Below are 15,483 nucleotides of genomic sequence, written 5' to 3' on the forward strand. Positions count from 1 at the left end.
ACCCAGCGCATAAGTGCGCGTCGAGCTATCCTACGACCGTTCCGAACAAGGTGCCCAGGGCGTACGTCACACCGGCCGCCGCACCCCCCAGCGCGAGCTGCCGCAGCCCGCTGAACCACCAGGTCCGCGCGGTCACCCGGGCCACCACGGCACCGCACCCGAACAGCCCGACGAACGCGAGCATCAGCGCCGGCCACAGCGCGGTCGCCCCGAGCAGGAACGGCAGCACGGGAAGCAGCGCACCCAGCGCGAACGCCCCGAAGGACGAGACGGCGGCGAGGAGCGGCGAGGGCAGATCACCGGGGTCGATCCCCAGCTCCTCCCGGGCATGTATCTCCAGAGCCTGCTCGGGATCGCGCGAAAGCTGCCGGGCGACTTCACGGGCGAGCGCGGGCTCGACCCCGCGGGACACATACAGAGAGGCGAGCTCCCCTTCCTCGTCCTCCGGGTGCTTGCGCAGCTCGCGCCGCTCGACCTCCAACTCGGCCTCGACCAGCTCGCGCTGGGAGGCGACGGAGGTGTACTCGCCGGCCGCCATGGAGAAGGCACCGGCGGCGAGCCCGGCCAGCCCGGTGATGACGACGGTCTGATGACTGACGGCGCCGCCGACGACACCGGTCATCAGGGCGAGGTTGGAGACGAGACCGTCCATGGCGCCGAACACGGCGGGGCGCAGCCAACCGCCGTTCACATCACGGTGGGTGTGATTGTCGCGGTGCGCCTCATGGAGCGTCGCTTCGGTCTCGATGATGGCCATGCGGTGATCCCCCTGGAGGCTGAGAGTCAGCTGACGGATAGCTGACAGGCAGCTAAGGCGAGGCTAACTTTAGACATGTTCCACTCTTCGACAACACTCAACATACGCCTTTCATTTCCCGCCCTCCAGCAAGGAAAGGCTGCGCTAACCTGCACCTTTACCCTCGAACGCTCATCCGTGCGGTTCGCCAATCAAATGTCGACCGGGTGACGCTGCACTCCGTCAGGCTCTGCCGAAGGCCTCCCGTGGGACAAATCCGCAAAGGGTTCCGCGCCCTGAGGCGCTCTGAGGGAACCCCGTAGGAGAGGCCGCGTATGGCATCGATCGCCTGCATTCCCCCGGTCCCGGCGCCCAAGAACGCCACCGAACTCCGCGAACGAGCGCGCGGCGCGCTGCTCGGCCTGGCGGTAGGGGACGCCCTCGGGGCACCAGCGGAAAACATGAAGCCTTCGGAGATCCGCGCCCGCTGGGGCCGCATCACGGGCTACGTCGCGGAGAACCCGGCCGGCACGGACGACACGGAGTACGCGATCTTTTCGGGCCTCCTCCTGGCCCGCCACGGCTCGGCGCTCACGCCGACCCACGTGGAGGCGGCCTGGCACGAGTGGATCGCGGACCGCGACGAGGGCCCGTTCCGGGGAGCGGGCTTCAGCGAACGCGGCACCCTGGAGAACCTCCGCCGGGGCCTGGCCGCCCCCATCTCGGCACAACACCGCCACGCCTGGAGCGACGGCCTGGCGATGCGCGCGGCCCCCTTCGGCGTCTTCGCGGCGGGCCGCCCGGCGGAAGCGGCCCGTCTCGTCGCGATCGACGGTTCGGTGAGCCACGAGGGCGAGGGCATCTACGGCGGCCAGGCGGTCGCGGCGGGTGTGGCGGCGGCGATGGCGGGAGCGCCGACGATCGCGGTGGTGGCATCAGCCCTGGCGGTAGTCCCGGACGACTCCTGGACGGCCCGCTCCCTACGCCGAGCGGTGGCGGTGGCCCACCGAGGCGAACGAGCGGTCCGCTCCGCGGTGGTCATCGGCGGCTACCCGTGGACCGACCTGGCCCCCGAGGCGGTGGCGCTGGCCTTCGGCGCATACGCGGCGGCGGACGGCGACTTCGTGGAGTCGGTCCTCACCGCGGTGAACATGGGGCGGGATGCGGATACGACGGCTGCGGTGGCGGGGGCGTTGGCGGGCGCGACCCGGGGCGCGTCGTCGATCCCGCCCGACTGGGCGTCGGCGATCGGTCCCGCGCGGGGGAGTTGCCTGCCGGCGATGGCTGGTCATCATGTGCTGGATATCGCGGAGTTGCTGGTTCCGGGGGAGGGCGGGAAGTGGGGCACGGGGGGCGTGGTCCGACGGGCTCAACGGGAGCAGCGGGAGTACGTACTGGCTGCGGATGAGGACGAGGTGCAGCTGTGAGGCGTGAGGAGAGCGAGAGCGAGGGCGACGGGGTGGCGCAGGACGCGCAACGGACTGAACCTGCGGTCGCTGGGGGCGAGTTCGCCGGGCGTCCCGCATCGGGCCCCCATCTCCACCCCAAGCTGCTTCAACTCGCAGCCGCCGAAGGCGAATCCACCCCGCAACAACCACCGACACCCGCCAACGGCGAACCCACCCCACAAGGACCACCCGCCTCCAGCCCTCGTCTCCACTCCAACCTGCTCCACCTCACGTCCGACCAAGGCGAATCCATCCCACTCGACCCCGCAGCCGCCAACGGCGATTCCGCCCCACAGGGGCCACCCGCACCCGACGACGAAAGTTGTACGGGCGGTGCGGGTGGGAGCACAAAGGCCGATGGCGAAGCCGAGGCCGTCAAAAAGGCCCGCCGTATCGAGGGGCTGCTCCTCGGGCTAGCCGCAGGTGATGCCGCCGGTTGGCCCGCCGCACGGCACCGCGCCGCCCGCATGCCCGAGTGGACCCGCCGCCTCACCCGCGAGCTGGACACCTTCGCCGAACAGAACGCGACCACCACCCTCCCTGTCCCCATCGCCCTGAACCAACCCCCCGAACCCCTACGCCTGGGCCCCTCCGACGACGCCGAATGGGCAGCGTTCGCCGCAGAAGCCGTACTGAGAGCCGGCGACGACACAGTCCTCGGCGACCTGAGCCGCGAGCGCCGCACCCGCGCCGCGATCGACCTCACCTGGAACGCCATCGCCAGCGAGGTCGCCGCCGCGGCGGACCGCGCCCCGGAGGTCGAATCCGCCGTACTCCCCCTCCGCGCCCGTATCTCGGTAAGAGCCGGCCTGGGAAACCTCGCCGCCGGCCTACGCCCACCCGCCACCGGCCACGACAACCCCCACTACTTCGACGACGCTGCCTGCGTAAGAGCCTGCGTACTGGCAGTAGCGCACCCCGGAGACCCCCAACGCGCCGCCGCCCTCGCCGAGTTCGACGCCCACTACACCCAGGACGGCGACGGAGTCCACGGCGCCAGAGCCATGGCCGCAGCCCTCTCCCTCGCCCTGATCGGCGCGGACGTGGACGACTGCGTGGCAGCCGCACTCGCCGAACTCCCCGAAGCCACCGAGATCGGCCGCAACGCCCGCCACGCCCTGAAGTTGGCCCAGGACAGCGAGAACGCCTTCGCCCTGATCCCCCTCCTGGAACACCAGATCGTCGACCACGTCTACAGCTACGGCATCGCGGCCGCCGAAACAGTCCCCGTAGCCCTGGCCCTGGCAACAGCAGCCCGCGGCCGTATCGCGGAAGCGGTCCCCGCCGCAGCCTGCCTCTCCCGGGTAGCCGACTCGGCCCCGGCCCTGGCAGGCGCCCTCACCGGAGCACTGAGCGGCGGCCAGGCGATCCCATCGACCTGGCGGGAAGCCTGCCGCACCCTCTCCGGCTGCGCGCTCCCCCGCCTCACCGGCACCGACCTCGTAGAACTCGCCGAACTCCTGGAAGCCACACAACCGGCGTCACCAGGAGGATGATTCGGTGCATGGCACTTAAAAACCCCAAAGAATCCAAACAACTCAAACAACCTAAAAAACCCAAAGAAACCGAAACCAGCCTCGAAGAGAGGATCACCGGAGCCCTGGTGGGCGCCGCCGTCGGCGACGCCCTCGGCGGCCCCGTAGAGGGCTACTCCCCCGACCAGATCCTCGAACGCCACGCCGGCCGCGTCCACGGCATCGTCGGCCCCTGGAACGGCGAAGCCTGGCGCACCGCCCGCCCCATCGCCCCGTACCACAAGGGCGACGGCCACGTCACCGACGACACCTTGATGACCCACGCTCTCGTACGGGTCTACGCCCAGGTCCGCGACCATCTCGACGCCTACTCCATCGCCGACCACCTCGTCCCGGACCTGATGCAAAACCCGCGCTGGATCCCGGAGTTGGAGACGGAAGCCATCCCCCTCCACCGCATCTTCCTCGCCGAGAAATGGCTCGCGACCCGCCTCCACTACGGCCACATCGACCCCCGCGAGGCAGGCGTCGGCAACATCGTCAACTGCGGTGCCGCGATGTACATGGCCCCGGTCGGCCTGGTCAACGCGGCCCATCCGACGGCCGCTTACGCCGAGGCCCTGGACATCGCGGGCGCACACCAGTCGTCGTACGGCCGCGAAGCAGCCGGTGTCTTCGCGGCGGCGGTGGCCGCAGCCTGCGTCCCGGGCGCGACCCCCGACTCGGTCGTGACCGCCTGCCTCGCCCTGGCGAAGGACGGCACCCGCACCGCCATCGAGCAGGTCTGCGAAGTGGCCGCCCGCTACTCGGACTTCGAGTCGGCCCTGGTCCCCCTGCGGGAGGCGATCGCACCGTACGACACGGTCGGCCCCGACTACCGCGCCCCCTCCCTGGACGCCCGCCGCCCCTCCCGCACCAAGGCGATCGAGGAACTCCCCGTCGCGCTCGGCATGTTGGTGGTCTCCGGCGGCGACTACCGCCACGCGGTGCTGGGTTCGGTGAACTACGGCCGAGACTGCGACTCGATCGCGACGATGGCCGGCGCGGTGGCCGGCGCCCTCGGCTCCACGGTCCCGCAGGACTGGTCGAAGACGGTCGCGGAAGCCAGCCGCCTGGACCTCTGGGAACCAGCCACGACCCTCACCGCCGTCACCCGCGAGCTCTTCGAACGGGACGTCCTCCGACGCCGGGCCCACGAGGCGGCGTTCACCGAGATCGGAGGGCTGCGGTGCTCCGACTGACCTGGGTCCAGCCGGAGGACCTGCTCGGCCACGAGCTGCGCCAGGCCGCCCAGGACGGACGCGAACCATCCGCGATCGCGGCGCGCTGGCGGGCGGCGGGCGGTGCGGAAGCCCCGGAACGGGCGGGCGCGTCACCCCAACCCCCCACCCGCTACCTCCGGTTGCTCGCCGAGGACCTGCTGGACGAACTGGCCGACCTGCCCAGCAAGTTGGCGGACCAGGAACCCACCGACCTGGCACGCATCAAATCCCTCTGCCCCAACTGGCCCTCCCCACAAGCCACTTCACCACATCTCCCGCCCCGTCCGGCCCGCCTCCAGGCCGCCTGGCTGGGCCGCGCCGTCGGCTGCCTCCTCGGCAAACCCGTCGAGAAGCTCCCCCTCGACGGCATCCGCCAACTCGCCCGCGCCACCGGCAACTGGCCCCTCAACACCTACTTCACCGCCCGTGGCGTCCCCGCCGAACTCCTCGCCGCCCACCCCTGGAACCGCCGCTCCGCCCTCACCTCCCTGGCCGAGAACATCGACGGCATGCCCGAGGACGACGACCTCAACTACCCCCTGTTGAACCTCCTGTTGCTACAGCGCCACGGCAAGGACTTCACCACCGCCGACGTGGCGAAGCTCTGGCTCGACGAACTCCCGGCAGGCCGCACCTTCACCGCCGAACGCATCGCCTACCGCAACCTCCTCACCGGCCTGGAACCCCCGCGAACGGCCCGCCACCGCAACCCGTTCCGCGAATGGATCGGCGCCCTGATCCGCGCCGACGTGCACGGCTGGACCAACCCCGGAAACCCGGCAGCCGCAGCCGAACAGGCCCACCGCGACGCCACGTTGACCCACACCGCGAACGGCGTCTACGCGGCGATGTTCACGGCGGCCACCATCGCCACCGCGACCACCGGCACCCACGACATCCACACCTGCCTCCGCACCGGCCTGACGGTCGTCCCACCCAACTCCCGCCTGGCCAAGGCGATCCGGCACGCCCTCCAACTGGCGAGGAAACACCGGGACTTCGACACCGTCGTGGACGAACTCCACGCCACCTACTCCCCCACCCACCACTGGGTCCACGCGATCCCCAACACCGCCCTGATCGCCGCCGCCCTCATCCACGCGGACGGCGACTTCACCGGCTCCATCTGCCGCGCGGTGTCCGGAGGTTGGGACACCGACTCGAACGGCGCGACGGTCGGCGGCATCGCCGCCCTCCTCTCGGACACCGCGCTCCCCGACCGCTGGACGACCCCCCTCAAGAACCGACTCGCCACCTCCGTAGGCGACTTCAACGGCATCGGCTTCGACACCCTCGCCCGGCTCACCCATCAGGAGACCGCCCGCCCATGACCCTCATCGCCGTGCTCGGCAGCACGAACATGGACCTCGTCGCCTACGTCGAGAAGGCCCCGCAGCGCGGAGAGACCGTGACGGGACGGGAGTTCCGCACGATCCCCGGCGGCAAGGGCGCCAACCAGGCGATCGCCGCGGCCCATGCGGGCGGCGACGTCACCATCATCAGCGCGGTCGGCAACGACGCCTACGGCGCCCAACTCCGGTCCACCTTCGAGCTCCCCCACTCTCGACTGCGCTCGACCGGGGGGACCCCCATCGGCGTCGACACCGACCATCTGCGCACCGTCGAGGACCCGTCCGGCACCGCGCACATCGTCGTGGACGACGAGGGCGGCAACGCGATCGTCGTCATCCCCGCCGCCAACGGCACCGTCGACCACCTCGCCCCCGGCGACGAGGGCATGATCGCCACGGCCGACGCCCTGCTCCTCCAACTGGAGATCCCGCTGACCGGAGTGCTCGCGGGCGCGGAGGCGGCCCGCCGTCACGGCGTCCGTACGATCCTCACCCCCGCGCCCGCCCAGCCCCTGCCGCCCCAACTCCTCGCCGCCGTCGACCTGTTGATCCCGAACGAGCACGAGGCCACCGCCCTCACCGGCCGCACCGACCCACGCGAAGCCGCCGCGGCCCTGCTCGACCAGGTACCCGAGGTGATCGTCACCCTGGGCGCGGCGGGCAGCCTGTACGCGGCCCGGGGCGCCGAACCACTCACCGTCCCCGCACCTCAAGTGACCGCCGTGGACTCGACCGGCGCGGGCGACACCTTCGTCGGCGCACTCGCGGTGGCGCTCGCCGAGGGCCGCCCGATGCGGGACGCGCTGGCCTGGGCGGCAGCGGCTGCGGCCCTGTCCGTGCAGCGGCCCGGTGCGACGGCGTCGATGCCGTTCCGCGCGGAGATCGACAAGCAGTACGCCTCATGACCGGGACGACGACCACAACTCCCCTGTCCGGCCTGCGCGTTCTCGACCTCGCGACGCTCTTCGCCGGACCCCTCGCCGCCACCATGCTCGGCGACTTCGGCGCCGAGGTCATCAAGGTCGAGCACCCGACCAAGCCCGACCCGTCCCGGGGTCACGGCCCCTCGAAGGACGGCATCGGCCTCTGGTGGAAACTCCTCGGCCGCAACAAGCGCACGATCACCCTCGACCTGTCGAAACCGGGCGGGCGCGACACCCTGCTCCGGCTCGCCGCGACCGCCGACGTGATCATCGAGAACTTCCGCCCCGGCACCCTGGAGAAATGGGATCTCGGCTGGGCCGAACTCTCCGCCGCCAACCCGCAGTTGGTGCTCGCCCGGGTCACCGCGTTCGGCCAGTTCGGCCCCTACGCGCACCGCCCCGGCTTCGGCACCCTCGCCGAGGCCATGAGCGGTTTCGCCGCGATCACCGGCGAACCGGACGCGCCCCCGACGCTCCCGCCGTTCGGCCTCGCCGACTCGATCGCGGGCCTGGCGACGGCGTACGCCGTGATGACGGCCCTCGCCGCCCGCGACCGCACGGGCGAGGGCCAGGTCGTCGACATGGCGATCATCGAACCGATCCTCACCGCGCTGGGCCCCCAGCCCCTCTGGTACGACCAGCTCGGCCACGTCCAGCCGCGCACCGGCAACCGCTCCCAGAACAACGCCCCGCGCAACACCTACCGTACGGCGGACGGCAGTTGGGTCGCCGTCTCCACCTCGGCCCAGTCGATCGCCGAGCGCGTGATGCGCCTGGTCGGCCGCCCGGAACTGGTCGACGAACCCTGGTTCGCGACGGGCGCGGACCGGGCCCGGCACGCCGACATCCTCGACGCGGCGGTCGGCGACTGGATCGCGCAACGCACCCGCACGGAGGTCCTGGCCGCCTTCGAGAAGGCGGAGGCGGCGGTCGCCCCCATCCAGGACGTACGGGACGTCATGACGGACCCCCAGTACCAGGCCCTCGACACGATCACCACCGTCGACGACCCCGAACTCGGCCCCCTCCGCATGCAGAACGTCCTCTTCCGCCTCTCCGCCACCCCCGGCGCCATCCGCTGGACCGGCCGCCCCCACGGCGCGGACACAGACACGGTCCTGTCCGAACTCGGCCTGACCGACACCGAGTTGACCACGCTCCGCCAGGAGGGCGCCCTGTGACACCGCACCCCCTGACCTGGCTCTACGTCCCCGGCGACCGCCCCCCGGTTGTCACAAAGGCCCTCGCCGCCGGCGCCGACGTGGTCGTCGTCGACCTGGAGGACGCGGTAGCCCCGGACCGCAAGGCCTACGCCCGCGCGGCCACGGCGGAGCTTCTCTCGGAGCCCCAACTCAACGTCCACGTACGCGTGAACGCCCTGGACACCCCCTGGGCGGCCGACGACCTCCGCACCCTCACACCCCTCCCGGGCGTGTCCGGCCTACGGCTCCCGAAGGTCACGTCCGCCGAGGACGTCGTAGCCGTAGCGGAAAAGGCCCGCGACCTCCCCCTGTACACCCTCCTGGAGACGGCCCTCGGCATCGAGCGGGCCTTCTCGATCGCCGCCGCGCACTCCTCCGTACACGGCATCGCGCTCGGCGAGGCGGACCTACGGGCCGACCTGGGCGTACGCGACGACGCCGGCCTGGACTGGTCCCGCTCCCGGGTGATCGTCGCCGCCCGGGCGGCAGATCTGCCTCCACCGCCCCAGTCCGTCCACCCGGACATCCGCGACCTGGAGGGCCTGGCCGCGTCCTGCGCCCACGGCCGCGCCCTCGGCTTCCTGGGCCGCGCGGCGATCCACCCCCGTCAACTCCCGGTCATCGAGAGCGCGTTCCTCCCGACGAGCGAGGAGATCGAACAGGCCGAGACGATCGTCAAGGCGGCCATGCAGGAGGAGGGCGCGCAGGCGCTGCCCGACGGGCGGTTCATCGACGCGGCGGTGGTGGCGGCGGCGCAGCGAACACTCACGTTGGCGCGCCGCACCTGAACGCGATGAGGGCGCCCTGTGAAACACAGGGCGCCCTCATCGTCGTAGAACCGGCCGTCAGCCCTTCTTGGCCGACTCGGCCTCGTCTTTCTTCACGTCCGCTTCGTTCTCTACGTCCGCTTCCTTGGCGTCCGCGTCTTTCTTCGGCTCCTCTTCCGAGGTCGCCGCGCTGTCGTCACCATCGGTCTCACCGCCGGAGGCATCCGCGTCCGCGTTGGCCTCCGTGTCCGGTTCGACGACCTCTTCGCGGCCCGGGCGCTTCTTCGCCGAGATCACGAAGTACGTGACCGCGAGCAGGAAGACGATCATCGCGGTCCAGTCGTTCAACCGGAGGCCGAGGATGTGGTGGGCGTCGTCGACGCGCATGTACTCGATCCAGCCGCGGCCGACGCAGTACGCGGCGACGTACAGCGCGAACGCCCGGCCGTGGCCCAGCTTGAAGCGGCGGTCGGCCCAGATGACGAGGAAGCCGACACCGATGCACCACAGCGACTCGTACAGGAAGGTCGGCTGGTAGTAGCCGGGGACGCGGCCGTCCGTCGAGGACGTGATGTGCAGCGCCCAGGGGAGGTGCGTCTCGCGGCCGTACAGCTCCTGGTTGAACCAGTTGCCCCAGCGGCCGATGGCCTGGGCGAAGGCGATGCCGGGGGCGAGGGCGTCGGCCCAGGCGGGCAGCGGGATGCCACGGCGGCGGCAGCCGATCCAGGCACCCACCGCACCGAGGGCGATCGCGCCCCAGATGCCGAGGCCGCCCTGCCACACCTTGAAGGCGTCCACCCAGTCGCGGCCCTCGCTGAAGTACAGCTCGTAGTCCGTGATCACGTGGTACAGGCGACCGCCGACGAGGCCGAACGGCACGGCCCAGACAGCGATGTCGGCCACCGTCCCGACCTTGCCGCCGCGGGCGACCCAGCGTTTGTTGCCGAGCCAGACGGCGACGAAGACGCCGATGATGATGCAGAACGCGTAGCCGCGCAGCGGAATGGGGCCGAGGTGGTAGACCCCGCGCGACGGGCTGGGAATGTAGGCAAGTTCCATGGCAGGGTCGACGCTACCGTGCCGGACCGCGACCACGGCAAGCGGCCCGGCTACGGCTCCATAACGGGCCGGTATGAAAACCGGCCCGCCCGCTTACCCCTTGTTGGCCGCCTGGACCAGCTGCTTCAGCTTCGCCGGGGTCATCGTCTGGTCCGCGTAGATGTTCTTGCCGTCGAAGAGGACGGTCGGGGTGCCGGTGAATCCGCCGGCCTGGAACGCGGCGGCGGACTTCGTGACCCAGCTGTCGTGCGTACCGCTGTTGACGCACTTCTGGAAGGCGGACGTGTCGAGGCCCTTCACCTTGCCCGCCAGCTCGATCAGCTTGGCGTTGCTCGCGTAGGCGTCGTCCGTCTCCTTGGGCTGGTTCTCGTACAGCACGTCGTGGAAGTCGCGGAACTTTCCGGCGTCCTGGGCGCAGGCCGCCGCGTTGGCCGCGCGCTTGGAGCCGCTGCCGCCGAGGTTGCCGTCGATGATCGTGACCAGGTGGTACTGCACCTTGAGCTGCCCGGAGTCGGTCAGCTCGTGGAGTGTGGAGCGGTACGCCGTCTCGAAGGCCTGGCAGGCCGGGCAGCGGAAGTCCTCCCACACCGTGAGCGTCGGCTTGGCGCTGTCCTTGCCGACCTGGATCGCCAGGCTGTCCTTGCCGGTCGCCCCGGAGGGCGCGACGACCGGACCCGCCTTGCTGCTGCCGCTGTCGTCCTTGCCGTGGTTCGCGGCGAGGACGCCGACCACCGATGCAAGACCCAGCACGCAGACGACGCTCGCGGCCACGATCAGCGTGCGCCGCCGCCTCTCCGCGGTCTTCTGCTTCTCACGCTCGACCGCCAGCCGCTCGCGGGCGGTGCGCTTTCCGTCACGGTTCTTCTCGCTCACACCCGCAGAACGAACCGGGGAGGCGCAGCGCGCCTCCCCGGTCCCAGGTCCACCCATACGAGGGACCCGTTGTTCTGTTATTCCGGTTGTTCCGTGACGCCCGGCGCGCTGTTACGCCTGTCCGCGCACGCCCTTCGCCAGTTCACCGGCAAGCGTGCGGACCGCCTCGACGCCGGCCGCGTCGTCCGGCGCGTCCAGCATCCCCTTGACGAAGGCCGAGCCGACGATCACGCCGTCCGCGAAGCGGGCCACCTCGGCGGCCTGCTGGGCGTTCGAGACCCCGAGCCCGACGCACACGGGCGTGTCGGTGGTGGCCCGGGTGCGCTCGACGAGGTCCTGCGCCTGCGCGCCCACCGACGCGCGGGTGCCGGTGACGCCCATCAGGGAGGCGGCGTAGACGAAGCCGGTGCCGACCTTGGTGATCTCGGCGAGGCGGGCGTCCTTGCTGCTGGGCGCGACCACGAAGACCGTGGCGAGCCCGTGCTTCTCCGCGTGCTCCCTCCACAGCCCCGCCTCCTGCACGGGCAGGTCGGGCAGGATGCACCCGGCGCCGCCCGCCTCGGCCAGCTCGGCGGTGAAGCGCTCGACTCCGTAGCGGTCGATCGGGTTCCAGTACGTCATGACGAGTACCGGCTTGCCGGTCGCCGCGTGCGTCTCGCGGACCGTGCGCATGACGTCCGCGATCTTGACGCCGCCGCGCAGGGCGATGTCGTCGGCGGTCTGGATGACGGGACCGTCGAGGACGGGGTCGCTGTGCGGCAGACCCACCTCGACGATGTCCGCGCCGCCGTCGAAGGCCGCCTTGATCGCCTCGATACCGCCGTCCACGGTCGGGAACCCGGCCGGGAGATAGGCGATGAGCGCGGCCCGTCCCTCGGCCTTCGCGGCGGCGAGGGTGTCGGACAGCAGCTGAATGTTCCCGCTCACTTGGCGTCCCCCTCGATCTCGGCGGTGTCGGCCGCGTTGGCCGCGACCTCGGCGTCCGTGTCGTACAGGCCGAAGTACCGCGCGGCCGTGTCCATGTCCTTGTCGCCGCGCCCGGACAGGTTGACGACGATCAGCCCGTCCTTGCCCAGCTCCTTGCCGACCTCCAGCGCACCCGCGAGCGCGTGGGCACTCTCAATCGCCGGGATGATGCCCTCCGTGCGCGACAGCAGACGCAGGGCCTGCATCGCCGCGTCGTCGGTGACCGCGCGGTACTCGCCGCGGCCACTGTCCTTGAGGTAGGAGTGCTCGGGGCCGATGCCCGGGTAGTCCAGACCGGCCGAGATCGAGTACGGCTCGGTGATCTGGCCCTCCTCGTCCTGGAGGACGTAGGACCGCGAACCGTGCAGGATCCCCGGCTCACCGGCGGTCAGCGTGGCCGCGTGCTCGCCCGTCTCGACGCCGTGCCCGGCGGGCTCGCAGCCGATGAGGCGTACGTCCGCGTCCGGGATGAAGGCGTGGAACAGGCCGATGGCGTTCGAACCGCCGCCGACACAGGCGATCGCCGCGTCGGGAAGGCGTCCGGCGCGCTCCAGGATCTGGCGGCGGGCCTCGACGCCGATCACGCGGTGGAAATCGCGGACCATGGCCGGGAAGGGGTGCGGGCCGGCGACCGTACCGAAGAGGTAGTGCGTGCGGTCGACGTTCGCGACCCAGTCGCGGAACGCCTCGTTGATCGCGTCCTTGAGGGTGCGGCTGCCGGACTTCACGGCGATGACCTCGGCGCCGAGCATGCGCATCCGGGCCACGTTCAGCGCCTGGCGCTGGGTGTCGATCTCGCCCATGTAGATGGTGCATTCGAGGCCGAACAGCGCGCAGGCGGTGGCCGTCGCGACGCCGTGCTGGCCGGCGCCGGTCTCCGCGATGACCCTGGTCTTGCCCATGCGCTTGGTGAGCAGGGCCTGGCCGAGGACGTTGTTGATCTTGTGCGAGCCGGTGTGGTTCAGGTCCTCGCGCTTGAGGAAGATCCTCGCGCCGCCCGCGTGCTCCGCGAAGCGGGGCACCTCGGTGAACGCGCTTGGCCTGCCGGTGTAGTTGAGGAGGAGGTCGTCCAACTCGCGGGCGAACTCGGGGTCGTGCTTGGCCTTGTCGTACTCGACGGCCACCTCGTCCACGGCGGCGACGAGGGCCTCCGGGATGAACTTGCCGCCGAAGGCGCCGAAGTAGCCCTCGGCGCTGGGGATTTGACCGTCGGGGTCTGGGATGAAGAACTCGCTGGGCATGCGGAAACCTCACGGTGAGTGTGTGGGATGACACTAAGCGCCGTGGGGGCGAGGGTTGTTCAGATGGCTGCGGGTCCGTTGTGGCTGGTCGCGCAGTTCCTCGCGCCCCTAAAAGCCTGGTGCCATCGCATGCCGTTCACTTGCCCCGGCTCATCTCCGATGACGTACCGCACTCTGCGGCCGTGCACCCTGCGTGCGGGTGCACGGCAACCACGGGGACGGCAGCCGCGCGCCAGGCGGGCGTACCGGTCCGTGGGTGTCAGCGTGAGCGTCATCGGAGGAAACCCTACCGGCCGATCAGCTACGGCCGTGTCGCAGTGCGGGGTGTTCCCCCGCCGCCACCAGATCCGAGACCGCCGACTTGGGGTCGCGGCCGGTGACCAGGGACTCACCGACCAGGACCGCGTCGGCGCCTGCGTTGGCGTAGGCGATGAGGTCGTGGGGGCCGCGGACGCCGGACTCGGCGATCTTGACGATGTGGGCCGGGATCTCGGGAGCGACGCGCTCGAAGGTGCCGCGGTCGACCTCGAGGGTCTTGAGGTTGCGGGCGTTGACGCCGATGATCTTCGCTCCGGCGTCGACCGCGCGGTCGACCTCGTCCTCGTCGTGGACCTCGACGATCGGCGTGAGGCCGATCGACTCGGCACGCTCGATGAGGGACTCCAGGGCGGGCTGGTCCAGGGCCGCGACGATCAGCAGGGCGAGGTCGGCGCCGTAGGCCCGGGCCTCCCAGAGCTGGTACGACGTGACGATGAAGTCCTTGCGGAGGACCGGGATGTCCACGCGGGCGCGGACGGCCTCCAGGTCGGCCAGGGAGCCGCCGAAGCGGCGCTGTTCGGTGAGGACGGAGATGACGGCGGCGCCGCCCGCCTCGTAGTCGGCGGCGAGGCCCGCCGGGTCGGCGATCGCGGCCAGCGCGCCCTTGGAGGGGCTGGAGCGCTTGACCTCGCAGATGACCTTGACGCCGTCACCGCGCAGCGCGGCGACACCGTCCTTGGCCGCGGGAGCCTTCGCCGCGCGCTCCTTGAGCTCGTCGAGGCTGACGCGCGCCTGCCGTTCCGCCAGGTCGGCACGGACTCCGTCGATGATCTCGTCGAGCACACTCACGCGAGCGGCCCCCTTCCGGACGGTGGAAAAGCCATGGTCACATCTGACCTCGATGGTATCCGGAGGAAGGCGTAGCCCTCGCATCCGGTTGACGCCGGTCCCACTACCTGGACATCCGTCGATTGATCAAGGGTGTAGCCAGCCACCGAACGGCAGGTTCCGGACAACCGTGAAGACCAGCACCAACGCGCCCAGAGTCCACAGCTGGACCCTGCCGAGCTCGATCCGCGCGGACCGGCCGCGCGCCGCACGGACCACCCAGACGGTCCATACGACCGTGAAGGCCAGATAGCCCACTACGGCGATCGCGTTGTCCTGGAGCGCGGCGAGGAAGTCGCCGTGGATGAACTCGTGCGCGCTGCGCAGGCCGCCGCAGCCGGGGCAGTACAGGCCCGTGAGGGCGTACAGCGGGCAGACGGGGTAGTGGCCCGGCTGGTTCGGGTCGACCGTGCCGACGTAGGCGAAGGCTCCGGCTACGGCCGCGAGGACTCCGGCGGGCACGGCGACGCGGTTCAGCACGGAGGCGGAACCGGGGGCGCGTGTCTTCGGCACGCTCTGGCTGTCGGCGTTCACGTCTCGCATTGTGCCCCCTCGCCCTTTCGTGCGGCACGCGCGCGTGAGGGGCGGTTCCCGGTGCTCCCGGGACCGCCCCTCCACGAAGTGGTGGCTGACAGCTACTGCCTACGGCTCAGCTGTCGGCGTGCGCCGGCTTGGCGAGCAGCTCGGTCAGGTCCTTGGGACGGTCCTTGGGCATGCCCATTCCCATCGCGCTCATGACCCAGCCGACGATGCCGCCGATGACCGCGATCGCCATACCGGCCCAGAAGCCGATCGGCTGCGCCATGACCATGAAGGCGCCACCGACCAAGAAACCGATGAAGATGATGGTGGTACCGGTCCAGGCGGCCAAAGTGTGACCGTGGCTGTTGCCCGCCATGACGTGCTCCTCGTTGCTGTGTACGTGTGTGAGCAGACGCTCACGCTTCATTGTTCCGCACGCGTGCGGATGCGGTGCTTCGGGGTGGTGCCGTGTCCGCTGCGGTTCGGGAGTGCCCCGAAGGGGCGCGGGGCT

At 70.8% G+C, this 15,483-nt stretch carries 16 protein-coding genes; 7 read left to right on the plus strand and 9 right to left on the minus strand.

The window, feature by feature from the left end; translation table 11 throughout:
- Positions 1 to 25: 25 nt before the first annotated feature.
- Positions 26 to 757, minus strand: a complete 732-nt coding sequence (locus SPR02S_RS38015; RefSeq protein WP_019062263.1) for a VIT1/CCC1 transporter family protein — start codon at positions 755 to 757, stop codon at positions 26 to 28.
- Positions 758 to 1,071: 314 nt separating this feature from the next.
- Here SPR02S_RS38015 and SPR02S_RS38020 point away from each other — a divergent pair, with 314 nt between their 5' ends.
- From SPR02S_RS38020 to SPR02S_RS38050, 7 genes are all read left to right on the plus strand, one after another.
- The gene (locus SPR02S_RS38020; RefSeq protein WP_019062264.1) at positions 1,072 to 2,163 is read left to right on the plus strand and encodes an ADP-ribosylglycohydrolase family protein; all 1,092 of its coding nucleotides are present in this window, start codon (positions 1,072 to 1,074) and stop codon (positions 2,161 to 2,163) included.
- A gap of 272 nt (positions 2,164 to 2,435) precedes the next feature.
- On the plus strand, positions 2,436 to 3,680 hold the full coding sequence (locus SPR02S_RS38025; RefSeq protein WP_245607686.1) for an ADP-ribosylglycohydrolase family protein: 1,245 nt from the start codon (positions 2,436 to 2,438) through the stop codon (positions 3,678 to 3,680).
- A gap of 8 nt (positions 3,681 to 3,688) precedes the next feature.
- The gene (locus SPR02S_RS38030; protein WP_078623120.1) at positions 3,689 to 4,900 is read left to right on the plus strand and encodes an ADP-ribosylglycohydrolase family protein; all 1,212 of its coding nucleotides are present in this window, start codon (positions 3,689 to 3,691) and stop codon (positions 4,898 to 4,900) included.
- The gene (locus SPR02S_RS38035) at positions 4,888 to 6,252 is read left to right on the plus strand and encodes an ADP-ribosylglycohydrolase family protein (protein ID WP_019062267.1); all 1,365 of its coding nucleotides are present in this window, start codon (positions 4,888 to 4,890) and stop codon (positions 6,250 to 6,252) included. Before SPR02S_RS38030 ends, SPR02S_RS38035 begins: the two co-directional genes overlap by 13 nt.
- Complete coding sequence (locus SPR02S_RS38040; RefSeq protein WP_019062268.1) at positions 6,249 to 7,178, plus strand: ribokinase; 930 nt, start codon at positions 6,249 to 6,251, stop codon at positions 7,176 to 7,178. The genes SPR02S_RS38035 and SPR02S_RS38040 overlap by 4 nt, the downstream gene beginning before the upstream one ends.
- Positions 7,175 to 8,377: a CaiB/BaiF CoA transferase family protein gene (locus tag SPR02S_RS38045; RefSeq protein ID WP_019062269.1), complete on the plus strand. Its 1,203-nt coding sequence runs from the start codon at positions 7,175 to 7,177 to the stop codon at positions 8,375 to 8,377. The genes SPR02S_RS38040 and SPR02S_RS38045 overlap by 4 nt, the downstream gene beginning before the upstream one ends.
- Entirely contained in the window at positions 8,374 to 9,186 is an 813-nt protein-coding gene (locus SPR02S_RS38050; RefSeq protein WP_019062270.1) for an HpcH/HpaI aldolase/citrate lyase family protein, read from the plus strand. Before SPR02S_RS38045 ends, SPR02S_RS38050 begins: the two co-directional genes overlap by 4 nt.
- 57 nt (positions 9,187 to 9,243) lie before the next feature.
- Here SPR02S_RS38050 and lgt read toward each other — a convergent pair whose 3' ends face one another.
- The 8 genes from lgt to SPR02S_RS38085 form a co-directional block, all read right to left on the minus strand.
- The gene (lgt, locus tag SPR02S_RS38055; protein WP_026151223.1) at positions 9,244 to 10,224 is read right to left on the minus strand and encodes a prolipoprotein diacylglyceryl transferase; all 981 of its coding nucleotides are present in this window, start codon (positions 10,222 to 10,224) and stop codon (positions 9,244 to 9,246) included.
- 93 nt (positions 10,225 to 10,317) lie between these two features.
- Positions 10,318 to 11,097 carry a DsbA family protein gene (locus SPR02S_RS38060; protein ID WP_019062272.1) on the minus strand — a complete coding sequence of 260 codons (780 nt, stop codon included), beginning with the start codon at positions 11,095 to 11,097 and terminating at the stop codon, positions 10,318 to 10,320.
- A 111-nt stretch (positions 11,098 to 11,208) separates the two neighbouring features.
- Positions 11,209 to 12,024, minus strand: coding sequence for a tryptophan synthase subunit alpha (trpA, locus tag SPR02S_RS38065; protein WP_019062273.1), 816 nt, complete (start codon positions 12,022 to 12,024; stop codon positions 11,209 to 11,211).
- Positions 12,021 to 13,304, minus strand: coding sequence for a tryptophan synthase subunit beta (gene trpB / locus SPR02S_RS38070; protein WP_019062274.1), 1,284 nt, complete (start codon positions 13,302 to 13,304; stop codon positions 12,021 to 12,023). Before trpB ends, trpA begins: the two co-directional genes overlap by 4 nt.
- 59 nt (positions 13,305 to 13,363) lie before the next feature.
- Positions 13,364 to 13,579: a tryptophan biosynthesis modulator TrpM gene (trpM, locus tag SPR02S_RS66285; RefSeq protein WP_078623121.1), complete on the minus strand. Its 216-nt coding sequence runs from the start codon at positions 13,577 to 13,579 to the stop codon at positions 13,364 to 13,366.
- Positions 13,580 to 13,601: 22 nt separating this feature from the next.
- The gene (gene trpC, locus SPR02S_RS38075; protein ID WP_019062275.1) at positions 13,602 to 14,411 is read right to left on the minus strand and encodes an indole-3-glycerol phosphate synthase TrpC; all 810 of its coding nucleotides are present in this window, start codon (positions 14,409 to 14,411) and stop codon (positions 13,602 to 13,604) included.
- 126 nt (positions 14,412 to 14,537) lie between these two features.
- The gene (locus tag SPR02S_RS38080) at positions 14,538 to 14,993 is read right to left on the minus strand and encodes a DUF2752 domain-containing protein (RefSeq protein WP_019062276.1); all 456 of its coding nucleotides are present in this window, start codon (positions 14,991 to 14,993) and stop codon (positions 14,538 to 14,540) included.
- A 106-nt stretch (positions 14,994 to 15,099) separates the two neighbouring features.
- Positions 15,100 to 15,348, minus strand: a complete 249-nt coding sequence (locus SPR02S_RS38085; RefSeq protein WP_043258776.1) for an HGxxPAAW family protein — start codon at positions 15,346 to 15,348, stop codon at positions 15,100 to 15,102.
- Between the last annotated feature and the right edge of the window lie 135 nt (positions 15,349 to 15,483).

Origin of the sequence: Streptomyces prunicolor NBRC 13075, from assembly GCF_000367365.1 — a bacterium.
GTDB lineage: Bacteria > Actinomycetota > Actinomycetes > Streptomycetales > Streptomycetaceae > Streptomyces > Streptomyces prunicolor.

What these genes read in the sequence shown, in the direction of transcription:
- SPR02S_RS38015 (WP_019062263.1), bottom strand. Translation starts at nt 757, where the DNA reads ATGGCCATCATCGAGACCGAAGCGACGCTCCATGAGGCGCACCGCGAC.
- SPR02S_RS38020 (WP_019062264.1), top strand. Translation starts at nt 1,072, where the DNA reads ATGGCATCGATCGCCTGCATTCCCCCGGTCCCGGCGCCCAAGAACGCC.
- SPR02S_RS38030 (WP_078623120.1), top strand. Translation starts at nt 3,689, where the DNA reads ATGGCACTTAAAAACCCCAAAGAATCCAAACAACTCAAACAACCTAAA.
- SPR02S_RS38040 (WP_019062268.1), top strand. Translation starts at nt 6,249, where the DNA reads ATGACCCTCATCGCCGTGCTCGGCAGCACGAACATGGACCTCGTCGCC.
- SPR02S_RS38045 (WP_019062269.1), top strand. Translation starts at nt 7,175, where the DNA reads ATGACCGGGACGACGACCACAACTCCCCTGTCCGGCCTGCGCGTTCTC.
- lgt (WP_026151223.1), bottom strand. Translation starts at nt 10,224, where the DNA reads ATGGAACTTGCCTACATTCCCAGCCCGTCGCGCGGGGTCTACCACCTC.
- trpB (WP_019062274.1), bottom strand. Translation starts at nt 13,304, where the DNA reads ATGCCCAGCGAGTTCTTCATCCCAGACCCCGACGGTCAAATCCCCAGC.
- trpM (WP_078623121.1), bottom strand. Translation starts at nt 13,579, where the DNA reads ATGACGCTCACGCTGACACCCACGGACCGGTACGCCCGCCTGGCGCGC.
- SPR02S_RS38080 (WP_019062276.1), bottom strand. Translation starts at nt 14,993, where the DNA reads ATGCGAGACGTGAACGCCGACAGCCAGAGCGTGCCGAAGACACGCGCC.
- SPR02S_RS38085 (WP_043258776.1), bottom strand. Translation starts at nt 15,348, where the DNA reads ATGGCGGGCAACAGCCACGGTCACACTTTGGCCGCCTGGACCGGTACC.